Raw genomic sequence first — 21,684 nt, forward strand, 5'->3', positions numbered from 1 at the left:
CCTTTCGCTTTGTCAGGACAGGGGTGTTTGTCAGGACAGCAGCGTGGTGCACCAGGGTTGTCCGCGCTCCTTTCGGTGCCAGGCCGTCGACTTTGGTCGGATGTGCCCGGCCCCGGAGTACGGGATCGTCGGGGGAGGGTCAGGGGCTTAACCGATGGCACACCGGTGGTGAGGACGGCAGAATCCCACCAGAGGTGGACCCACCGGATCCGCCCCGGGTCCGATGTGATGACCCGAATCGACCTCGATACTGGGGTTGTACGCCCGCCCGACGATTCACTGGCGCGCCACCGAACGAGGAGTACGGCGATGATCGAGGCACAAGGCCTCACCAAGCGATACGGCGCAACCGTTGCCGTTGACAACCTGTCCTTCGAGGTCAAACCCGGCAAGGTGACCGGCTTCCTGGGCCCGAACGGGGCCGGCAAGTCGACCACGATGCGGATGATCCTCGGACTCGACACCCCGACATCGGGTGACGTCCGGATCGACGGTCAGCACTACCGCGACCTGCGTCAGCCGCTGACCAAGATCGGCGCCCTGCTGGACGCCAAGTGGGTGCACCCGAACCGGTCGGCCAGATCTCACCTGATGTGGATGGCCGCCTCCAACAAGCTGCCCAAGTCCAGCGTCGACAACGCGCTGGAGATGGTCGGCCTGACCTCGGTCGCGAACAAGCGGGCCGGTGCCTACTCCCTGGGCATGTCGCAGCGGCTCGGCATCGCCGGCGCCCTGCTCGGCGATCCGGAGATCCTGCTCTTCGACGAGCCGGTGAACGGCCTGGACCCCGAGGGCATCGTCTGGATCCGGACCTTCATGCACCGGCTGGCCGACGAGGGCCGGACCGTGCTGGTGTCCAGCCACCTGCTGTCCGAGATGGCGCTGACGGCCGAGGAACTGATCGTCATCGGTCGCGGCAAGCTGATCGCGCAGAGCACCACCACGGAGTTCGTCGACCGCGCCAGCGGTACCACGGTCAAGGTCCGCAGCCCCCAGCTCGACCAGTTGCAGGGCGTCCTGCAGCAGCAGAACCTGGCGACCCGGATCGAGGACATCGACGAGCAGGGCAAGGTGTTGTTCGTCGAGGGCGACCTGACCACCGACCAGATCGGCGAGACGGCCGCCGCCCAGGGCATCGTGCTGCACGAACTGTCGCTGCAGCGCGGCTCGCTGGAGGCCGCCTTCATGCAGATGACCGGCGACTCGGTCGAGTACCACGCGCACGACGAGATCGCCGCGGTGACAGACCTCACCGCGGTTCCGCCGGTCTCCGGCGCCGAGGTGGCCGCCGGGCCGAAGGAGGACAACTGACATGTCGGTCATCACAGTCGAGCGGATCAAGCTCTTCTCCACCCGCTCCCCGTGGTGGTGCATGGTGGTCGCCGCGGTGCTCACCATCGGCTTCGCCGCGCTGACCACCGGCTTCCTGAAGGGAGCCGAGGAGCAGCAGGCGACGATCTTCATCACCCAGCCGGGCGCCCAGCTCAGCCAGATGGTGATGATGGTGATGGCCGCGCTCGCCGTCACCACGGAGTACCGGTTCAGCACCATCCGGACCAGCTTCCAGGCCGTGCCGCAGCGGGCCGCGCTGCTGCTGGGCAAGACCGCGGTCGTCGCGTTCCTGGCCGGTGTGATCGGCCTGATCGCGTCCTTCGGTGCCTGGTTCATCGGCAGCCTGTTCGCCGGCTCGGCCGACCTGGCGATCAACACCGGCGCCGAGTGGCGGCTGATCGCCGGGCAGGGGCCGATCTTCGCGCTGTCCGCGGTGATCGCGGTGGCGATCGGGATCCTGATCCGGCAGAGCGCCGGCGCGATCGCGATCCTGATCCTGTGGCCGTTGCTGGTGGAGAACCTGTTCACCCTGATCCCGAAGGTCGGCGACGACCTGCAGCAGTGGTCGCCGTTCGCCAACGGCAGTTCGTTCCTGAACCAGGGCCAGGACTTCGGTCTGGCCGGTGAAGGCGCCGGCGGCAGCCAGTTCGCCCTGACGCCCTGGTGGGCTCTGCTGTACTTCGCCGGCTGGGCAGCGGCGTTGCTGGTGATCGCGTTGTTCTCCGCGAGCAAGCGCGACGCCTGACAGAACCACCGCGGGGTGGCTCCGGCCATCGCGCGACTGTACGACCCCGGCCGTGGTTGAGGGGCCCTGGCCGGGGCGCGGGGTCCGGCCGGGCTGAGTGGTCCTGGCCGCTGCGGCCCGTGGAGCATCTGACTCAGATGTCCCACGGGCCGTTCTCTTGTTAGCCTGCGCTGCATGACCGATTGGGCGCAGGTGCGCGCCGACGGCTTCGCCGTGCCGACCGATCGCCCGCTCGCCGATCTCGTCGCCGAGCTGTCCATGATGCTGCGGTCACCCGATCCGCTGATCCGCGACCGGCAGGCGTACTCGACCCTCGCGACCTGGATCGGCACCGGGGTGCTCGCGCCCGATCAACTGCGCGCCCTCGGTGACGAGATGGTGGCCAGGTTCGGTGACGAGGAGATCCAGGCCCGGACCTTCGCGCCGCTGATCCTCGCCTCGATCGTCTTCCAGGGCGTCTTCGAGCCGAGTTGGGTGCCGCCCTTCGAGCGCTGGTACGTCGCCGAGGAGGATCTGCGCGGCCACGACCCGAAGCTGGGCTGGCTGCACGCCGTCGCGCACGGCAGCGACCTCCTGGGCGCTCTGGGCCGCCTCCAGGCCGTCGAGCCGGTGCAGATGCTCCGGCTGGGCATCGGACGGCTCCTGACCCCGACCGAGTATGTGCTGCGGGACTTCGAGGACGAGCGGCTCGGTTTCGCGCTCGCGACCACCCTGACTCGCGAGGACCTGCCGGCGGCGGACGCGACCGACTGGCTCGATCCAGCGGTGCGGGCGGTCGCCACCGTCCCGACCGACGGAATCCGCCCGGAGATCTCGAACACCGTGCGCGCCCTGCGGGCGGTCTACACGATGGTCGACCACGGCGTCCGCCTGGACGACGAGCACCCGAACGCGCAGGCGCGCCACCGAGACCTGGTGAAAGCCAAACTCGTCGAGGTGTTCCGCGCCGCCACCCCGTACTTCTTCTGACATGAGCACCAGCGACATCCGCGACAACTACAGCCGCATCGCCACCACGTACGACGGGAAGTGGGCGGGCACACTCGCCATCCACGCGCGCGCGGTGTCCGACCGGCTGCCGCTCGCCCGAGCCCGCCGGATCGCCGAGCTCGGGTGCGGCCCCGGGCGGGTCCTGCCGCACCTCGCGCAACTGGCTCCGCAGGCGAGGGTGATCGGGTCGGACCTGACCGAGCAGATGCTCCGGCTGGCCCCCGCGCGGTTCGACCGGGTGGTCGCCGACGCTCAGCGGCTGCCGTTCCGCTCCGGCAGCCTGGACGCCGTCGTGATGGCGTTCGTGCTCTTCCACCTGCCCGATCTGCCCGCCGGGCTGTCCGAAGTACGCCGGACGCTGGTGCCAGGTGGTTCGTTCGGCGCCGTCACCTGGTCCGAGTTCGACCCGCACCCGGCGTACGAGGTGTGGGTGCGGGTGATCGACGAGCACGGCGCGCCCCCGGATCCCTCGCCGCAGATGCCGTCCGACAACATCACCTCCGACCCCGGCAAACTCCGCAACGCCTTGCAGGAGGCGGGTTTCGAGACCATCGAGATCACCGGGGAGCGCTTCCACCACCAGACCACGGCGGCCGAGTTCCTGGCCCACTCCGAGGTGGTCGGCGCGATGGCCCGGCGGATCGACGAGCTCCCCGCGGCACGCCGTACGGCGTGTTTGGCGGCCGCCGAGCGTGAGCTGGCCGGGCTGGCGCCGGAGGCGTTCATCGAGTCCGGCACAGTGCTCTACGCCACCGCCCGAGCTGCGAAGATGGGCGGATGGAACTGAGTGCTGGTGTGGTCGATCGCCTCCGGGGTGCCTTCGAAGCGGCGGACTACACCGTCGACGGGGTCGCGGGACGGTTGGGGGAGCAGGCGAACGCGGCGCTGGCGCGCAACGAGACCACGCTCGCCTACCGGCGGACCGAAGCCGGTGATCCACTCGACACGATGATCCGTCTGTTCCTGTTGCAGCGGCCGGTGCCCACAACCCTTGTGGATCAGGCGTTTGCGGGTGTCGCGGAGGTGCTTGTTGCCCTGGGCATCTTGGAGGTCGGTGACGGGGAGGCAGTCGCGACCATCGACGTCCGGCCCTATGCGGAAGACGATCGGCACTGGTGGGTTGTCGCGGATCTGACCCCGGGGCTGGACGGCCGACGGGAGCCGATGCGATCGGACTATGTGCTCGGGATCGCGCCGGCGAGCTTGAGTCTGGTGAAGCTGACCGTGCCGATCAAGGCCGAGACCGCTCTCGACGTCGGCACCGGGTGCGGCATCCAGGCGCTGCACCTGGCGGACCGGGTCGGGCATCTCGTCGCCACCGATGTGAACCCGCGAGCGCTGCGGCTGACCCGATGGACCGCGGCGCTGAACCATATCGGGCTCGACGTCCGCGACGGCAGTCTCTACGAGCCGGTCCGGAACGAGCGATTCGACCTGATCGTCAGCAACCCGCCGTACGTGATCGCGCCGCCGAGCGATGGGCGGCTGACCTATCGCGAGACCGGGTTCGCGGGTGACGCCGTGGTCGAGCAACTCGTTCGCCAGGCGCCGCAACACCTCACGGACGGCGGCTGGTGCCAGTTGCTGGCCAATTGGACCTGCGTGCGCGGTCAGGACTGGCGGGAACGAATCGCTAGCTGGACCGGTGACCGGTCGAGTTGGGCGGTCCAGCGCGAGCAACTCGACCCGGCGGAGTACGTCGAACTGTGGTTGCGCGACGCCGGCCTGCACGGGCGCCCGGAGTACACGAGCCGGTACGACGCCTGGCTGCGCTGGCTCGACGAGCAGCAGGTGGAGGCGATCGGGATGGGCTGGATCAACCTGCACAACACCGTCGGGACCACCCACGCCGAGGAGTGGCCGTACGAGATCGAGCAGCCGATCGGGCCCTTCGTGCTGGACCGGTTCGAGCGGGCCGAGGGGCTTCCGGCCGATCTCACGCAGCTTTATCTGACGACCGCGCCGGACGTCGTACAGGAGACCGCCGGGCAGCCAGGCGCAGAGGATCCGGCGACGATCGTTTTGCGCCGGCAGCGCGGGATGCGCCGGGCTGAGCAGGCCGACACCGTGCTGGCCGGACTGGTCGGCGCGTGTGACGGGGACCTGAGCGTCGGCCAGATCCTCGCCGCGCTGGCCGATCTGCTCGGAAGGCCGGCCGACGAGCTCGCCGCCGACTACCTCCCGCAGATCAGGAACCTGGTCATCGAGGGGTTTCTCGACCGTTAGTGGCTCGGCGGCGGCGCTTGTCGTCGTACATCCGGCGGTCGGCTTCGGTGAGCAGGTCGCCGACGGACGTGCCGTCTGTGCTGCTCGCTTGCCCGATGCTCAGCCGCAGCATCGCGAACCACGGCTCGACGGCACCGCGGGAGATCCGGTCGGCGGCGCTCCTGATCCGCTCGACGAGCTCCCGCGCGCCCCTCTCGTCCGGGTTGTCGAGCACCACCACGAACTCGTCGCCACCGGCTCGCGCGACCACGTCCTCGGCGCGGCACTGCTCGGTCAGCACCTGCGCGACCCGGCGGAGCACCTCGTCGCCGCAGGCATGGCCGTGGCTGTCGTTGACCACCTTCAGGTTGTCCACGTCGATCGCGATCACCGCGATCGAGCGGCCGGAGTCCTGCGCTGCGCTCATCCGCTCGTCCAGCGCCCGGCGATTACCGACGCCGGTGAGCGGATCCTCCCGGGCGGCTCTCCACTCGGCGTCGTGCCGGATGGACAGCTCGTGGGTCGCCAGCGCGCTCCGTACGGCGTACAGGCCGCGGAGGCGTTCGGCCCACCAGCCGCGGGTGATCGCTCGCGCGTACTGCAGCCCGGCGGCGGCGCCGGCGTCGCCCGAGTTCGCGGCGATCTGCACGGCCGTGTGCCGGACCAGCGCCTCGACCGGCGGATCGGAGGTCGGCGGCAGATCGGTACCGGCCCGGTCGGCGGCCTCCAGGGCATCGTCCAGCCGGCCCATCGAGGCGTGCGCCTTGGCGAGGTAGGCCCCGGCGATCGCGGCCAGCTCGAGCGCGCCGAGCTTGGCCAACTGGTCGCGGCAGTCCTTCAGTACGACCGCCGCCTCGGCCGGATCGGCCTCGTAGTCGCTGGCGGCCAGCCACATCCGCCCGCTGATCGGCCAGTAGCCGACCAGGTTCGCGTGGACGATCACCTCGTTCGCCTCGGCGGCCCACCGCCGGGCCTCCTCGCGCCGGCGCCGGATCTCCCCGTCGTACGACGAATCGCTCAGCCGCTCCATCTCGTGCGCCCAGCGGAGGTTGGACTCGGCCAGGTTCAACCGGTTGATCGCGGGTGACTCGGGCAGCCCGAGCGGATCCACGTTCGCTTCGGCCGCGAGCTCGAAGTGCGGGATGCACAGCTCGAACAGGCGCAGCAGGTCGTAGGCATAGCCCAGTCCGGTGTGCGCCCAACTGGCCAGGCCGGCGTTCCAGGTCCGGGACAGGGCGTTCTCCGCGGCGACCAGGTCGGCGACCGAGTCGCCACCCTCGCCGTTGCGGATCAAGGTGATGATCCGGACCGCGAGCGCGTTCGCCTCCCAGCCGGGTTCGTCGATCGCGCGGGCCACCCGGATACAGGCCTCGACCGAGTCCAGGGCCTCCTCGGCGTCGCCGGTGTAGTGCGCGGCGACGGCACGGACGTACTCGGCGGCGGCGCGTTCGCTGGTCGGCTCCGGGCCGAGCTCGTCGAGCAGCCGGCGGATGTCGCCGGCGGCTCCGGTCGGGTTGCCCGACTGTGCGCGCGTCATCGCCGCACCGATCCGCGCGGTCACCCCCGACGTCTCGCGCACCCGACCTCCCCTGTCGCCCTGCTCAATTCACTGCCCGACTCACGGCTTGTCCCACGACTCATTCGATGGCTGGATCCACCGCTCATCGCGAGCTGCGCTTGTCTTCGTACAGCCGGCTGTCCGCCGTCGGGATCAGCTGCTCCACCGGAACCCCTTCCGCGGTGGCGGCGTAGCCGATGCTCAGACCCAGTCCGCTGAGCCATGGTTCGGTGGTGGTCGCCGCTACCCGCGCGATGGCGGCCCGGATCCGCTCGGCCAGCTGGGCGCCGCCCTTGGCGTCCGGCTGATCCAGCACCACGAAGAACTCGTCTCCTCCCGATCGAATCACGGCATCGGTGGCTCGTGCCTGTTCTACCAGCAGATTTGCCACTAGTTGCAGCAGTTCGTCACCGCGGGCATGCCCGAAGCTGTCGTTCACGACCTTCAGGTTGTCCACGTCGATGGCCAGCAGGGTGACCGCGCGCTGCGAGTCCCGGGCCGCGGCCAGCCGCTCGTCCATCGCCCGCCGGTTGCCGACCCCGGTCAGCGCGTCCTGCCGGGCCGCGTGCCACTCGGCATCGTGGCGGGCCGACAGATCGTGCACCGCCAAGGCATGCCGTACTGCGTTCAGCGCGCGACGGCGTTCCTTCCACCAGCCGCGAGCCACCGAACGCGCATAGGCCAAGGCTGCTACGGCTCCGGGGTCGCCGGCGCGCGCCGCGAGCTCCGACCTGGTCTGGAAGACCAGCAGGTTGGTGGACGGATCGGCCAACGGCAACAAGTCATCGGTGGCCTGCTCGGCGGCGCCCCGGGCTTCGCTGAGCTTGCCCTGAGCCGCCAAAGCCCTTGCCAGGTAGGCGCCGGCGATCGCGAGCCGCTCGGTCTCGCCGAGCTTCCTGAGCTGGTCGCGGCACTTCTCCAGCTCCTGAACGGCTGTCGCCGGATCGCTCGTGGTCGTGGCGGCGGCCAGCCACAGCCGGGCAGTCTGCCGCCAGTACTCCTGGCTCTCGTCCTCGACGATCACCAACTCCGCTTCGCCGGCCCAGTGGGCCGCGGCGGCCAGCAACTCCTCGATCTCCTGCTCGTACTGCGCATCGCCGAGCCGCTCGAGTTCGTGCGCCCAGCGCAGGTGGGTCTCGGCGAGATTGAGCCGGTCGATCGCCGGCGACTCCGCGAGTTCCAGCGCGTCGGCCTCGATACCGGCGGCGGTCTCGTAGTGCGGGATGCACAGCTCGAACAACCTCAGCACGTCGTAGGCGTACCCGAGTCCGGTGTGAGCCCAGCCGCGCAGGCCCAGGTCTGTGGTGCGGTCGAGGGCGTGCTCGGCGGCGAGCAGATCGTTGACGGTGTCACCACCCCGGCCGCTGCGGGCCAGGGTGATGATCCGGATCGGCAGCACGTTCGCCTCCCAGCCCGGCTCGTCGATCGCGCGGGCGACGGTCAGGCAGTCCTCCACCGCGGCCAGCGCCTCGTCGGCGTCGCTGGCGTGGTGGGCGGCGACCCCGCGGACGTATTCCGCGGCGGCCAGGTCGTAGCTCGGCACCCCGCCGAGCTCGGCACGGATCGCGTCGATCTGGACGGCAGCGATCGCGTGACCGCCCGACTGGGCCAGCGTCATGGCTGCCGCGATGCGTGCGGACAGCCGCCCCGCGTCCATCCCCCGCCCTCCCCGGTTTCCGTCACCCGCTGTTCGGGTGGGACCGCCCATTGTGGCCGCGACAGCCCCCGCTGTCACGGTCTCGCCGCAACCGCCCGCAGGAGGGTGGGTGCTTCTTGGGGAGGGTTTTACGTCAACCCAGGCTCCCACGCGGGCCCTTAGTCGCTACTGGTGAGCGACGGAGGAGCCAGCGTGCCAGGCCCGCGCGGGAGGACTAGCCGGCTGCCTGCCGAGCGTCCGCGGCGTGTAGTTGGACGGGAAGGGACTCGACGCCGTAGACGATGGAGAAGTCGCGGAAGCGGAGTTGTTCCTCGGAGACCGCGAGGGAGAGGTCTGGGAAGCGGTGGGCCAGGGCGGTGAAGGCGGCGCGTAGCTCCATCCGGGCCAGTTCGGCGCCGACGCAGCGGTGCATGCCGTGGCCGAAGGCCAGGTGCGCGGCAGGAGCGCGCTGCGGGTAGAAGGACTCTGCGTCAAGGCCGAAGATCTCCTTGTCGCGGTCGGCGCCGGACAGCGACACCGCCACCAGGTCACCCTTCTTGACCTGCTGCCCGAACAGTTCCTGGTCGTGCCGGGCGAACCGCGGGAAGGCGACCTGGACGACCGTCAGGTACCGCAGTAGTTCCTCGACGATCGCGTCCACCGCGCCGGGCTCGTTGCGGATGCGGGCGAAGTTCTCCGGGTCGCGGAGCAGCACCAGGGTGCCGAGCGCGAGCATGCTGGCGGAGGTCTCGTAGCCGCCGAGGAAGACGCCGTCAGCGAGCCCGCCGAGCTCGATGTCGTCGATCCCGTCGCCGTGCTCGCGGATGATCGAGCCGATCAGGCCGTCACCGGGGTTCTGCCGTTGCTTGCCGACGATCTCGAAGAGGAACTCGCGGGACTCGCTGGCCGAGCCGAACACCCCGATCCCACCGCCGGACAGGTCGAACCGGGCCGGGCCGAGGGCCCGAAACCGGTCGCGGTCGGACTCCTCCACCCCCAGCAGGTCGCTGATCAGCAGGAACGGCACGTTGAAGGCGAAGTCGGCGACGATGTCGACGACCGGGCCCTTGGCCTCCATCAGGTCCAGTTGGTCGTTGACGATCTTCTCGATCGCCGGCTCCAGCCGGGCCAGCCGGCGCTTGGTGAACTCCGGCGTCAGCAGCTTGCGCAGCCGGGTGTGGTCGGGCGGGTCGGTGAAGCCCAGTCCGCCGATCCCCTCCGACGGCTTGTTCGGGTCCGAACCGATCATCGGCCGGATGTCGTTGCTGAAGTTCGTGGTGTCCGCCAGCACGGCCTTGGCCTCGGCGTGGCCGCTGACCACCCAGACGTTCAGGCCGAACAGGTTGGCCAGCTTGTGCACCGGCTCGACCTCGCGGATCTGGCCCAGCTCCGGCGTCGGGTCGAGCCCGACGCGGCGCAGCGGCATCGACACCTGGCGAGGGAACACCCGCATCTTGGACAGGTTGAGACCACCCTTGCGGGTGGTCCTGCTCAAGACCCGGCTGCCGACCCATCTCTTGAGGTATGTCGCAACCATGACTCCCACGCGCCCTCTCTGACACTGCTGCCCCCGACGGGCTTCGTCTGTCTAGAAGTCAACCGCAACCGGGGACCAGATCTGATGGTGTTAGCACTACTTCCGCGGTGGCTTCTGCACCACCATGGGAGGGGGCCACGGCGCTGAGAATTGTTGCCAGGTCAGACCTTGTCATGGAGAGGGGCCGCGTTACCACCGGAACCCACCTGTTGCCTCCCCTGGGAGGGCGATCAGGTGGGTTCCGGGGTTCGTCAGGGAAAGTCCAGCCGAAAGTCGGATGCGCTCCGCGCGATCGGCTGCCAGGTCAGGCGTCCGCGCAGGTCAGCCGCGCCTCCGCCCAGTCTGCGTGGTCGCTGGTGACACCGTCGCCCGCATCGGTGACCTGCAAGGTCAGCGTCTGACCGCCGGTCACGTCAACCGTTACGGGCACGGTCGGTGACGTTCCGGTGAGCAGATCCGATGTGTACTTCACCACACCGTCGACGGCGACCTTGAAGCTCACCTTGCCCCGGTCCTCCATCTCGTCGTCCACCCCGATCTTGGCGGTGAAGACCGAACAGTTGGCGCCGAGCCGGACACTGACCGACGACGGTGCGTGCGTGCCCAGCCCCTTGGCGTACTGCGTACCGTCCAGCGTCAGGGTGGCTCCGTCCCCGGCGGCGTCCTCGCCGTTGCTCTTGTCCCGCTCCACCGGACCCCAGCCGTTGGTCGAGTCGATCCACTCCAGATCGCTGATCCAGGGTTGCCCCGTCGGCGCCGGCGGCAACGGCTTGTCCGCGAGCGTGGCCGCGAAGAACCCGAGCCCACCGCCGGGCAGTTTGATCGCCTTGACCGTCTTCCCGGCCTCCAGCGGGACGGCGGTGTAGAAGACCCGGTAGTCCGTGGTGGTGTTGGCCAGACCGGCCGCGGTGTACCGGCCCTTCACGCCGACCGCCAGTTTCGCTCCGCCGGTGGTCGGGTCCTGGCAGCACCAGTTCGGGAGTTGCAGCGGTGCTTGGGATTGCGAGCCGTCGGTGTAGATGACGGTGACGCTGCCCTTGGCGTTCAGACTGGCGCCCGCACCCAGGAGAGCCAGGTGTGAACCGGTACCGGACACCAGGATCGGCGCGGGCTGGTTCTTCACCAGGTTCGGGGTCCCGGGAACGCCGGTGGGCCAGGTGAACTCGGCCCCTTGGACGGTGACCTTGGCGCCGGGAGCGTAGCCGGCGGCGGCCAGGGCCTCGCCGTGGAAGGAGTTGCCGGAGCCGTCGAAGTTGCCCTTGGCAAAGCTGGACGCGTCGCTGACGCCGACCACGTTCGCGGCCTGCGACAACGATGCGTAGGGCAACTGTGCGGTGGCCACCGTGCTGCCGGTGTAGGCGTTGTCGTGGATCTGGTACGAAGCGTCCAGCCGCAGGGTGAAGCCGGCCGGTTTCACCGCGGCATCAGGAGTGACCGCGAGCTTGGTGCTGACGGTCTTGCCGGGGTCCACCTTGGCGAAGGTGCTCGTACCGGTGACGGTCCAGCCGGCCGGCAGGTCCAGAGCCAGGCGGACGTCGCGCATCGTCGTCGTACCGGCGTTGGTGAAGGTGGCGGTGACCTCGGTGGCCTGGCCCGGGGCGTTCCACAGGGATGGGCTGGAGAGCTCCGGGGTGCCGAAGGTCTCGAGCACGGCCTGACCGCCGCCGACGGAGGTGGTGCCGCTCAGTCGGACAGTGGCGTCGCGGGAGGTGGAGATCGACGCGGTCTTCACCAGCACCACGCCGTTGTCGTAGTACCAGCCGGTCGAGGCTGCGAGGTAGGCGTTCTTGCTGACGAGCTTGGTGAGCTTCTGGGTGTCCACGGTGACGTCGCGGGGTGCGGTACCGGTGTGGACGGTCAGTTCGTACGGGCGGGCGTTCGGCTTGCCTGTGTACGAGCCACGGCTGGCACCGATCTTCACGGTGACGTCGCCGCGAGCCGCGACCGGAGCGGTCACCTCCAGCAGTTGGGTGGCGGACCGGTCCTGCTTGTAGTCGCGAGTGACCCGGTCGTCCTCGTAGAGCGAGAAGGACGACTTGCCCTGCGGATAGATGTCGACTGTGAGCCGATCGCCGAAGCCCTGCTCGGCAGCCGAGTTGATCCCGCTCTTCCACATCGGGACCACCGCGCCGGCCTTCACGAACAGCGGCAACGTGTCGAGCTTCGAGTGGTAGCCGTTCACGGTCGTCGGGCCCTGGTAGACCTTGCCGGTCCAGTAGTCGACCCAGTTGCCCTTGGGCAGGTAGATGCCGCTCTTGACCTCGTCGGCGCCCCACATCGGGGCCACCAGGAACTCTTTGCCCGCGAGGAACTCGTACTTCGTGGTGTCGTCCCAGGTCTTCGGGTCGTTCGGGTACTCCAGCACCAGCGACCGGTTCAGCGGGGCACCTGTGCGGTGGGCCTCAGCGGCGTACGAGTAGAAGTACGGGAGCAGGCGCTCGCGCAGCTTGAGGTACTTGCGGTTGATCGAGGTGTACGGCTCGCCGTACGTCCACGGCTGCTTGAAGGCGGGCGTGGCCCAGCCGGACATCGTCATGAAGGCCGGGTTGAACACCTTCCACTGCAGGTCGCGCGTGTAGCTGGTGGGGGAGCCGCCGAAGATGCCGTCCACATCGCCCGCGCTGTAGGCGATTCCGGAGTTGCCGGAGCCGGTGATCGCGGGGATCTGCCACTTGATCGCGTCCAGCGAGCCGCTGTGGTCGCCGGTCCACTGCACCGCACACCGCTGCGTGCCCGCCCAGCCTTCGACCATCCAGGCGTACCCGCGGGCGTTGCTGTGCTGCTCGATGCCACTGTGCGCCGTGTCGCAGGCGCTCAGCGCGTACCGGTAGCCCGGGCCGACCCAGGCCACGTCCAGCTTGCGTACGCGGACTCCTGCTTCGCCTACCTCGGCAGGCTGGCGGTCGAGGGCCGACTGCGTCCACAGGCCCATCTCGATGTTGCGCTTGCGCAGTTCGTCGCCGGTCTGCTTGAGGGCGGGGATCTCCCGCTTGCCCCACCAGGTGCCGTCGACCAGTTCGGAGTCGGTGTCGTCGGAGTACCCGCAGCCGTAGTCGTCGTTGACCAGCATCCAGCCGCCGGGCATGTCGTTGTCCTGGAACTTCTGGGCGACCTTGACCGCGTCCAGCGTGGTCACCTTCTCCGGGTTGACCTTCCAGTCGTTGCTGGAGTCCGGGTCGGTGGCGTAGTGGCCGCGGTTGTAGCAGTCGGAGTCGCCGTACTCGAGGCCGTAGATCGGCGGCATGAACGGCCGGCCGGTGAGCTCGGTGTAGCGATCCAGCGAGGTCTTGAGGTCGCCGACGAAGTAGTACGCGTCGAACCGCTTCTCGTCGTGCCGGGTGACGACGGGCTCGGTGAAGCGGTAACTGCCGGGCGCGAACGTGTTCCGCAGTACGCCGTAGCCGGCGGTGCTCATGTAGTACGGCGACGCGTTCGGGTTGCCGCCGTCCTCCCAGTTGAAGTCGCGGGCGACGGTGATCGTCTGGTCGCGGTGCGAGAACCGGCCGTTCTGCATGCCGCCGCCGAAGTACTGCTCGGTGGCGCCACGGCTGAGGGACTGGCTCGCGGAGGTGTCGTTCCACGACAGCGGCGCGGTCTCCGACCAGACCTGCTGACCGTTGGCCCGATAGAGCGAGAAGCGCAGCGGCGACTTGTTCGCCCGTACCTCGATCGCGCCGGTTCTGAGCGAGTAGTAGCCGCCCTGGTCCTTCCAGGTGGTCTTGGGCTGGGCGTAGTCGGTCTTGACGACGATGTTCGACGCCGGTGCGGTCGGGTCCGTCGGTGGGGTGTTCGCCGGGTCGGTGAACGTGCCGTCCGGCGCGAGCCAGATCCGGAACACGTCGTCCTTGACGAACACCACCCGGACCTTCGCGGTACCGGCGCTGAGCGTGTACTGCGCTCCGTCGGCGGCGAAGGCGGTCACCGCACCCAATGCGGTCTCGCCGGCGGCGGCCGCTGAGCCGTCGCTGGAGTCGGCTGCGGCGGGTCCCGCGGTGACGGCGTTGGCCAAGGCACTCGCAAGCAGGGCCAGAGCTGTGCCAGTGACGACGGCTGAACGTTTAACGCGGACAAAGATGCTCACGAGTGCCTCACTTCACGCATCAATGAACAGGATTGCGCTATTGATAACTCACCACGGCGGGCTTTGTCACTAGCTCGCGCCCGCTGCCGTCATGAAGTTGAGACGGGGTCTCCATCGGACGGTGGCTCCGCGCCGGCTCGACGGCCGGTGACGATGATTCGCATGACGAACTATCAAAGCTTCAGCCGCCGCCGGATCCTGGGCGGCGGCCTGGTGGCGAGCCTGCTGCTGTCCAGCCCGGCGTCGGCCCAGGCCTACCCGCTGGAGCCTGACTTCGACATCGCTGTGGCGTCGGAGATGAAGCCGCAGACGATCGACCTGCCCGGTCCGACCGGGCGGTACGAGCTCGGAACCACGGAGTTGCACCTGGTCGATCCGGCCCGGACGGACGCGGCTGCTCCGGGCGGCAAACGGGAGTTGATGGTCAGCGTTTGGTACCCGGCCCGGCCGGAGGGTGAGATCGCCAGGTACATGCCTGCCAAGACGGCGGCCGCGGTCGACAAGAACCTCTCCGAGAGCATCGGCGCTCCGCTGGGTACTTTCGACTTCGCCAAGAGCCAGACCCACGCTCACCTTGATGCTCCGGCGCGGCCCGGCAAGCACCCGGTCGTGCTGTTCTCACCCGGCTATCCGTCCAGCCGGTTCCTGAACACGGCCCAGGTCGAGGAACTGGCCAGCCAGGGCTACGTCGTGGTGACGATCGACCACACCCATGAGGGCCCGGTCGAGTTCCCCGGCGGCCGGTTCGTGCCGAGCACGGTGAACCCCGAGCCGACCGCCGACCAGTACCGGCAGGTGATCGACACCCGCGTCGCCGACACCCGCTTCGTGCTCGACCAGATCATCCGGCTCGCCTACGGCACCAACCCGGACGCCGATGAGCGCAAGCTGCCGGCCGGACTGCCGAAGGCCATCGACCTCCGCAAGATCGGGATGTACGGCTTCTCCGCCGGCGGCTTCACCACAGCCGCCACCCTGTACGCCGACCGCCGGGTCGCGGCCGGCGCGGACCTGGACGGCACGCTCGCCTACGACAGGGTGAACGGGCCGCTCAGCGAGGTCGCGCGGCGCGGACTGGACCGGCCGTTCCTGCTCTTCGGCTCGGACGGGAGCCAGCGGACCAAGCCGGGGGAGAACCACGAGAGGTCGTGGGCCGAATTCTGGCAGGCGCAACAGGGCTGGAAGCTGAACCTGCAACTGCCCGGGTCGCGACCCCTCGCCTTCTCCGACTACCAGTTCATCTACTACGACGTGGTGTCGAAACTCCTCGGCGACGACGACGAGATGAACGTGGCCGACCAGATCCAGGCGAACATCGCCGGCGTCGTCGACCGCCGACGCAGCGTGGCCGCCCAGCGCGCCTATCTGACGGCGTTCTTCGACCAGACCCTGCGCCACGAACCGCAGGCCCTTCTCCGCACCGAGTCCCCGGACTACCCGGAAGTCACCTTCGTCCGCTGACAGTCGGCCCGACGTACAGTTCGTCAGGTAGGCGGGTATGCGGTGGGTCACTCGCGACGCGCGCCGGGAGGGTTCCGCGGCCGGTTTCTGAAACCCTGATGAGGCCGGCGACGCCCCGAGCGGTTACCGTGCGTTGAGAAATGCGTTGCTGTCGGCCGTACTCTGTCCCAGGTAGGGACGGGTCGGTTGCGCTCGGGGGGCTCTGCTCATCGGGGAATGGGCTGTCCGGCTGCAGGCGTTAAGGGCATGACTAGGCGTTGACAGGCAAGGAGCGCAGTGGCAGGGGCAACAGGGACAAAGACATCGTCCGGCTCGTCGACGGCGGCGGCCGGACGTCAGCGTCGACTGGTGATCGTCGAGTCGCCGAAGAAGGCGCGGATGATCGCCGGTTTCCTGGGCGCCGGATACGTGGTGGAGTCCAGCTTCGGCCACATCCGGGACCTGCCGAAGGGCGCCGACGAGATCCCGGCGAAGTACAAGGGCCTGCCCTGGGCGCGCCTCGGGGTCAACATCGAGGACCATTTCGACCCGCTGTACGTCGTACCGGCGGACAAGAAGGCGCAGATCCGCAAGCTGAAGGACCTGCTGAAGGAAGCCGACGAGCTCTACCTGGCCACCGATGAGGACCGCGAGGGCGAGGCCATCGCGTGGCACCTGCTGGACGAGTTGAAGCCGAAGATCCCGGTCAAGCGGATGGTCTTCCACGAGATCACGCCGAAGGCGATCCAGGACGCGGTCGGCAGTGCCCGGGACATCAACGACGCGCTCGTCGACGCCCAGGAGGCCCGGCGGATCCTGGACCGGCTGTACGGCTACGAGGTCTCGCCGGTGCTGTGGAAGAAGGTCATGCCGAAGCTGTCGGCGGGCCGGGTCCAGTCGGTCGCGATCCGGATGGTGGTCGACCGTGAGCGCGAGCGGATCGCGTTCCGCAGCGCGTCGTACTGGGACCTGGACGCCAAGCTCGACGCCGGCGAGGGCAAGACGCCCCGGCTGTTCCCGTCCCGGCTGGTCTCGGTGGACAGCCGGCGGGTCGCCCAGGGCCGCGAGTTCGCCTCGACCGGCGAGCTGAAGAGCGGCAACACGGTCCACCTGGACGAGTCGACCGCCACCGCGCTGGCCGCGGCGCTGCGTAACTCCTCCTTCACCGTCCGCTCGATCGAGTCCAAGCCGTACACCCGCAAGCCGTACGCGCCGTTCCGGACCACCACGCTGCAGCAGGAGGCCGGGCGCAAGCTGAACATGTCCGCCTCGCAGACGATGCAGATCGCGCAGCGGCTGTACGAGAACGGCAACATCACCTATATGCGGACCGACTCGGTGACGCTGTCGGACACGGCGATCACCGCGGCCCGGGCGCAGGTCCGCGAGCTGTACGGCGCGTCGTACCTGCCGGACAAGCCGCGGGTCTACACCTCCAAGGTGAAGAACGCGCAGGAGGCGCACGAGGCGATCCGGCCCGCCGGTGAGGTCTTCCAGACGCCGGCCCAAACCGGGCTGAGCGGCGCGGAGTACCGGCTGTACGAGCTGATCTGGATGCGGACGATCGCGTCGCAGATGAAGGACGCGGCCGGGAACAGCGTCTCGATCAAGATCGACGCCACCGCCGGGACCGGGGAGAAGTGCGAGTTCACCTCGTCCGGCCGGGTGATCACCTTCCACGGCTTCCTGAAGGCGTACGTCGAGGGCGCGGACGACCCGTCCGCCGAGACCGACGACCGCGAGACCCAGATCCCGGACGTGTCCGAGGGCGACGTACTGCCGGCCACCGAGGTGATCGCGTCGGGGCACGAGACCAAGCCGCCGGCCCGCTTCACCGAGGCGACGCTGATCGCGCAACTGGAAGAGCGCGAGATCGGCCGGCCGTCGACGTACGCGTCGATCCTGGGCACCATCCAGGCGCGCGGCTACGTCTACAAGAAGGGCAACGCGCTGGTCCCGGCGTGGCTGGCCTTCGCCGTGGTCCGGCTGCTGGAGGAGCACTTCACCCGGCTGGTCGACTACGCGTTCACCGCCTCGATGGAGGACGTGCTCGACGACGTCGCGGCCGGGAACCTGGAGCGCGAGGGCGTGCTGGGCCGGTTCTACTTCGGCGACGACGGCATCGAGGGCCTGCAGTCCATGGTCAGTGACCTGGGCGACATCGATGCCAGAGAGATGTCGACCTTCCCGGTCGGCCCGCCGGACAGCGGCATCGTCGTCCGCGTCGGCCGCTACGGCCCGTACGTCGAGGGTCCGGAAGAGGCCCGCGCGAACGTGCCGGAGGACCTCCCGCCGGACGAGCTCACCGTCGAGCGGGCCCAGGAACTGCTGAGCCAGCCGTCGGGTGTCGAGCTCGAGCTCGGGAAGACGCCGGACACCGGTCTGATGGTGGTCGCCAAGGCCGGCCGCTTCGGTCCGTACGTGACCGAGGTGCTGCCCGAGGACGCGCCGAAGAGCGCCAAGCCGCGGACCGGGTCGCTGCTCAAGTCGATGTCGCTGGACACGGTGACGCTCGACGACGCCTTGAAGCTGCTGTCGCTGCCGCGGGTGGTCGGCAAGGACCCGGAGTCCGGGGACGAGATCACCGCGCAGAACGGCCGCTACGGCCCGTACCTGAAGAAGGGCACCGACTCGCGGTCGCTGCAGACCGAGGACCAGATGTTCGACATCAACCTCGAGGAAGCGCTGAAGATCTACGCCGAGCCGAAGCAGCGCGGCCGCCGCGCCGCGGCACCGCCGCTGAAGGAACTGGGCGAGGACCCGGCGTCCGGTCAGCCGGTGGTGGTGAAGGAGGGCCGCTTCGGTCCCTACGTCACCGACGGGGAGACGAACGCGACGCTGCGCAAGGACGACTCGGTCGACACCATCTCGCTGCTGCGCGCGGCCGAACTGCTGGCTGACAAGCGGGCTCGGGGTCCGGTGAAGAAGACGGCGAAGAAGGCCGCCAAGAAGACCGCGACGAAGAAGACCGCCGCGAAGAAGACGACGGCCAAGAAGACCACGGCCAAGAAGACGGCCACGAAGAAGACCACGACCAAGAAGGCCGCCGCCAAGAAGTCCTGATAGGGGACACTGAAGCGTATGGCGACTACTTCGAAAGGCCCGGCCGAGGTCACCGCATCACGCGGCCCGGCCGAGGTCACCGCGGAACGGCTGCGGGAACGAGGCGAGCGGGTCACCCCCGCCCGCCTCGCGGTCGTCGAGGTGCTGGCCGGCACCGAGGAACACCTGAGCGCGGAGCAGATCGGCGAGCGAGCCGAACAGCTCCGCCCAGGCATCCACCGCGCCACCGTCTACCGCGCCCTGGACGCCTTGGGTGAGTTCGGCCTGGTCACCCACGTGCATCTCGGCCGAGCCGGCACTACGTACCACCTGGCCGGCGACCTGGCCCCCCGGCACCTCCACCTCCGCTGCAGCGAGTGCGGCACCGTCCTGGACGTGGCCGGCGACATCCTCGACCCGGTCCGCCGCAAGCTCCTCCGCGAACTCGGCTTCCACTTGGCTCCCGAGCAGGTCGCCCTGGTAGGCCTCTGCAAGGACTGCGCCGGCTGACCCCACGCACCTGAAGAAGCCGGCATGGCCTGTTTCGTGGCGGAGAATCGTCGGCCGAAGGCAGTTGTCAACGGTTGGGGAGTCAGCAACGTGGTGGATGTCGATGTGGTCGTCGTGGGTGCCGGACCGGCCGGTTTGATGCTTGCGGCCGAGTTGCGGTTGGCCGGGGTGAGGCCGTTGGTGCTGGAGCGGCGGCTGGACGTCCGGGAGGTGCCGAGGGCCAACGGGCTCGGTGGGCAGATCCTGGAACTGCTGCACTACCGCGGCGTGCTGGAACGCCTGAAGTCGGCGAGTACCGATTCCAACCCGGTTCCGCGCTTTCCCTTCGGTGGTGTGCAGCTGGATCTCACGCAGTTGGCGGATCCGCCGTTGCACGCGGTGCAGATCCCACAGCCGCGACTGGAGCGGCTGCTCGGGGAACGGGCCGGTGAGCTCGGCGCCGAGGTACGCCGCGGGCACGAGGTCGTCGCGGTGAGGCAGGACGACGCGACGGTGACCGTGGACGTGCTCGGCCCGGACGGGGAGTACCAATTGACCGCCGGGTACGTCGTGGGCTGCGACGGCGCGCGGAGCCGGGTCCGGGACCTGGCGGGTATCCCGTTTCCTGGTACCACCTACCCGGAGGTCCAGCGGCTCGGCCAAGTCGGCCTGGCCGATTCGGTGACCCAGCTCGACAACGGGGACCTCGACGTACCGGGGGTCGGGCGGATCCCGGCCGGCTACACCCGGACGGACCGTGCGGTGTTCGCGCTCGGCTCGCTCGTCCCCGGCGAGCTGTTCATCTCGACCACCGAGGACGAGTCCACCGACGCCGACGACGACGACCCGATGACCGTCGCCGAGCTCCAGGACAGCATCCGCCGCGTGCTCGGCGTGGATCTCCCGCTGGGGGCGCCGATTCGGCTGTCGCGGTACACCTATCAGGCCCGCCAGGCCGAGCAGTACCGCGACGGACGAATCCTGCTGGCGGGCGATGCCGCTCATCTGTTCCCCGCCACCGGCATCGGACTCAACGCCGGCATGCTCGACGCCGTCAACCTCGCTTGGAAGCTGGCCGCCACCATCCACGGCTGGGCACCGACCGGCCTCCTCGACACCTACCACGACGAACGCCGGTACGCCGGTGCCCGAGTGATGCTCCAGACCGAGGCCCAGGTGGCCCTGAGACGCGGCCATGACTCAGCCGCCGACGCGCTCCGCGAAGTCTTCCAGGAACTGGTCACCGACGAGCCGGCCGTACGCCGGATGGCAGCCATGATCGCCACCACCGACCTTCGCTACCCCATGCCCGGCGGCGACCATCCCGTGACCGGCACCTTCGCGCCCGACCTCACCCTGCACAACGATCAGGGCACGAGCACCGTCGCGGACCTCATGCACCAAGCCCGGCCTGTCTTCCTCGACCTGGCCGACCGCCCGGATCTCCGCGAGGCTGCCCGCGAGTGGGCGGACCGCATCGACATCCACACCGCCAAGACCGCCGACCGACCAGCCGAGGCTCTCCTGATCCGCCCAGACGCCCATATCGCCTGGGCCGCCACACCCGACTCCACCGCCTCCGCCTTACGAGAGGCCCTCACCAACTGGTTCGGCGCGCCCCTACCAGAGCCGACCCTGGCAACCTGACGCGGTCGCACCGCTCGATCTCGTCAGTCAGAGGGGTGGCGGGCCTGGTTCGTCTCGCGGACTACGGACCAGGCGTCCGCCACCGGGCCCAGGTGCGCGAGCTTGTCGGGGTTGAGCACCGCGCGGATCGTCTGGATCCGGCCGTCGAGGATGTCGAGCGTCAGGGTGTTGACCACCCTGCCGTCCCGGTCGCGGAAGATCGCGCCCGGCTGGCCGTTCACCTCCTGCGCCTCCACCACGCCGCCGATCCGGACGAACGGCGCGATGGTCGCGGCCAGCAGGCGGCTCACGTTCTCGACGCCGAAGATGCCCTTGCCCCAGAGCGGGGCCTTGCCGCCGCTGTCGGCGATCATCTGCACGTCAGCGGCGAACAGCGTCCGCAGTCCGTCGACGTCCCCCTCCCGGATGGCCTGGAAGAACCGGTCGGCGAGTTCCTCCCGCTCGCGGCGATCCGCCGCGAACCGGGCCCGGCCCGCGTCCATGTGACGCCGCGCCCGGACTGCGAGCTGGCGGCACGCCGCTTCCGACCGGCCCACGGCAGCCGCGACCTCGGCGAAGCCGAAGCCGAACACCTCGCGCAGGACGAAGACCGCCCGCTCGAGCGGACTGAGCCGCTCGAGCAGCAACAGGGCCGCCATCGACACCGAGTCGGCCAGCTCCGCCGACCGCGCGGGGTCCTCGTACGGGTCGGTGAGCAGCGGCTCGGGGAACCACTGCCCGACGTACTCCTCCCGGCGGAAGCGGGCCGAGCGCAGTACGTCGATCGAGATCCGGGTGACCACCGCCGAGAGGAAGGACTTCGTCGACGTGTGCGGCGCCGGCGAGGCCTCGTAGCGCAGCCAGGTCTCCTGGACAGCGTCCTCGGCCTCGCTCACGCTGCCGAGAATCCGGTAGGCGATCGAGAACAGCAACGCCCGCAACTGTTCGAACTCTTCGGCCTTGGTCACACCAGTTCCTCTCCTTGAACCCGTACCTGAGACGA

The 21,684-nt window shown here is 69.2% G+C and carries 14 protein-coding genes; 9 read left to right on the forward strand and 5 right to left on the reverse strand.

Features of this window, described 5'->3' with window-relative positions:
- Positions 1-309 precede the first annotated feature (309 nt).
- From ABD255_RS25670 to ABD255_RS25690, 5 genes are all read left to right on the forward strand, one after another.
- On the forward strand, positions 310-1,311 hold the full coding sequence (locus ABD255_RS25670; protein ID WP_344218258.1) for an ABC transporter ATP-binding protein: 1,002 nt from the start codon (positions 310-312) through the stop codon (positions 1,309-1,311).
- A gap of 1 nt (position 1,312) precedes the next feature.
- The gene (locus ABD255_RS25675) at positions 1,313-2,077 is read left to right on the forward strand and encodes a hypothetical protein (RefSeq protein WP_344218260.1); all 765 of its coding nucleotides are present in this window, start codon (positions 1,313-1,315) and stop codon (positions 2,075-2,077) included.
- A gap of 174 nt (positions 2,078-2,251) precedes the next feature.
- The gene (locus ABD255_RS25680; protein ID WP_344218262.1) at positions 2,252-3,046 is read left to right on the forward strand and encodes a DUF2785 domain-containing protein; all 795 of its coding nucleotides are present in this window, start codon (positions 2,252-2,254) and stop codon (positions 3,044-3,046) included.
- 1 nt (position 3,047) lies between these two features.
- Positions 3,048-3,854, forward strand: a complete 807-nt coding sequence (locus tag ABD255_RS25685) for a class I SAM-dependent methyltransferase (protein WP_344218264.1) — start codon at positions 3,048-3,050, stop codon at positions 3,852-3,854.
- Positions 3,845-5,293, forward strand: a complete 1,449-nt coding sequence (locus ABD255_RS25690; protein WP_344218266.1) for a DUF7059 domain-containing protein — start codon at positions 3,845-3,847, stop codon at positions 5,291-5,293. Before ABD255_RS25685 ends, ABD255_RS25690 begins: the two co-directional genes overlap by 10 nt.
- On the opposite strand, the gene ABD255_RS25695 is transcribed toward ABD255_RS25690, so the two are convergent.
- From ABD255_RS25695 to ABD255_RS25710, 4 genes are all read right to left on the reverse strand, one after another.
- Positions 5,268-6,851, reverse strand: coding sequence for a GGDEF domain-containing protein (locus ABD255_RS25695; protein ID WP_344218268.1), 1,584 nt, complete (start codon positions 6,849-6,851; stop codon positions 5,268-5,270). The two genes, ABD255_RS25690 and ABD255_RS25695, sit on opposite strands and share 26 nt — an antisense overlap.
- Before the next feature lie 82 nt (positions 6,852-6,933).
- Positions 6,934-8,487, reverse strand: a complete 1,554-nt coding sequence (locus ABD255_RS25700; protein ID WP_344218270.1) for a GGDEF domain-containing protein — start codon at positions 8,485-8,487, stop codon at positions 6,934-6,936.
- A gap of 214 nt (positions 8,488-8,701) precedes the next feature.
- Positions 8,702-9,961 (reverse strand): cytochrome P450, encoded by a 1,260-nt coding sequence (locus tag ABD255_RS25705; RefSeq protein ID WP_344218272.1) that lies wholly within the window; start codon positions 9,959-9,961, stop codon positions 8,702-8,704.
- Positions 9,962-10,307: 346 nt separating this feature from the next.
- Positions 10,308-14,012 carry an NPCBM/NEW2 domain-containing protein gene (locus tag ABD255_RS25710; RefSeq protein ID WP_344218274.1) on the reverse strand — a complete coding sequence of 1,235 codons (3,705 nt, stop codon included), beginning with the start codon at positions 14,010-14,012 and terminating at the stop codon, positions 10,308-10,310.
- Between the two features lie 234 nt (positions 14,013-14,246).
- Between ABD255_RS25710 and ABD255_RS25715 the strand changes: the two genes are divergently transcribed.
- From ABD255_RS25715 to ABD255_RS25730, 4 genes are all read left to right on the forward strand, one after another.
- Entirely contained in the window at positions 14,247-15,545 is a 1,299-nt protein-coding gene (locus ABD255_RS25715) for an alpha/beta hydrolase family protein (RefSeq protein WP_344218276.1), read from the forward strand.
- A gap of 348 nt (positions 15,546-15,893) precedes the next feature.
- Positions 15,894-18,587 carry a type I DNA topoisomerase gene (gene topA, locus ABD255_RS25720; RefSeq protein WP_344218278.1) on the forward strand — a complete coding sequence of 898 codons (2,694 nt, stop codon included), beginning with the start codon at positions 15,894-15,896 and terminating at the stop codon, positions 18,585-18,587.
- Between the two features lie 18 nt (positions 18,588-18,605).
- Positions 18,606-19,076 carry a Fur family transcriptional regulator gene (locus tag ABD255_RS25725; RefSeq protein ID WP_344218280.1) on the forward strand — a complete coding sequence of 157 codons (471 nt, stop codon included), beginning with the start codon at positions 18,606-18,608 and terminating at the stop codon, positions 19,074-19,076.
- Between the two features lie 24 nt (positions 19,077-19,100).
- Entirely contained in the window at positions 19,101-20,702 is a 1,602-nt protein-coding gene (locus tag ABD255_RS25730) for an FAD-dependent monooxygenase (RefSeq protein ID WP_344218281.1), read from the forward strand.
- Positions 20,703-20,725: 23 nt separating this feature from the next.
- Here the strand turns inward: ABD255_RS25730 and ABD255_RS25735 are convergent, their stop codons facing one another.
- Positions 20,726-21,649 (reverse strand): RNA polymerase sigma-70 factor, encoded by a 924-nt coding sequence (locus tag ABD255_RS25735; RefSeq protein WP_344218283.1) that lies wholly within the window; start codon positions 21,647-21,649, stop codon positions 20,726-20,728.
- Positions 21,650-21,684: the final 35 nt, after the last annotated feature.

The organism is Kribbella sancticallisti, from assembly GCF_039530625.1.
GTDB lineage: Bacteria > Actinomycetota > Actinomycetes > Propionibacteriales > Kribbellaceae > Kribbella > Kribbella sancticallisti.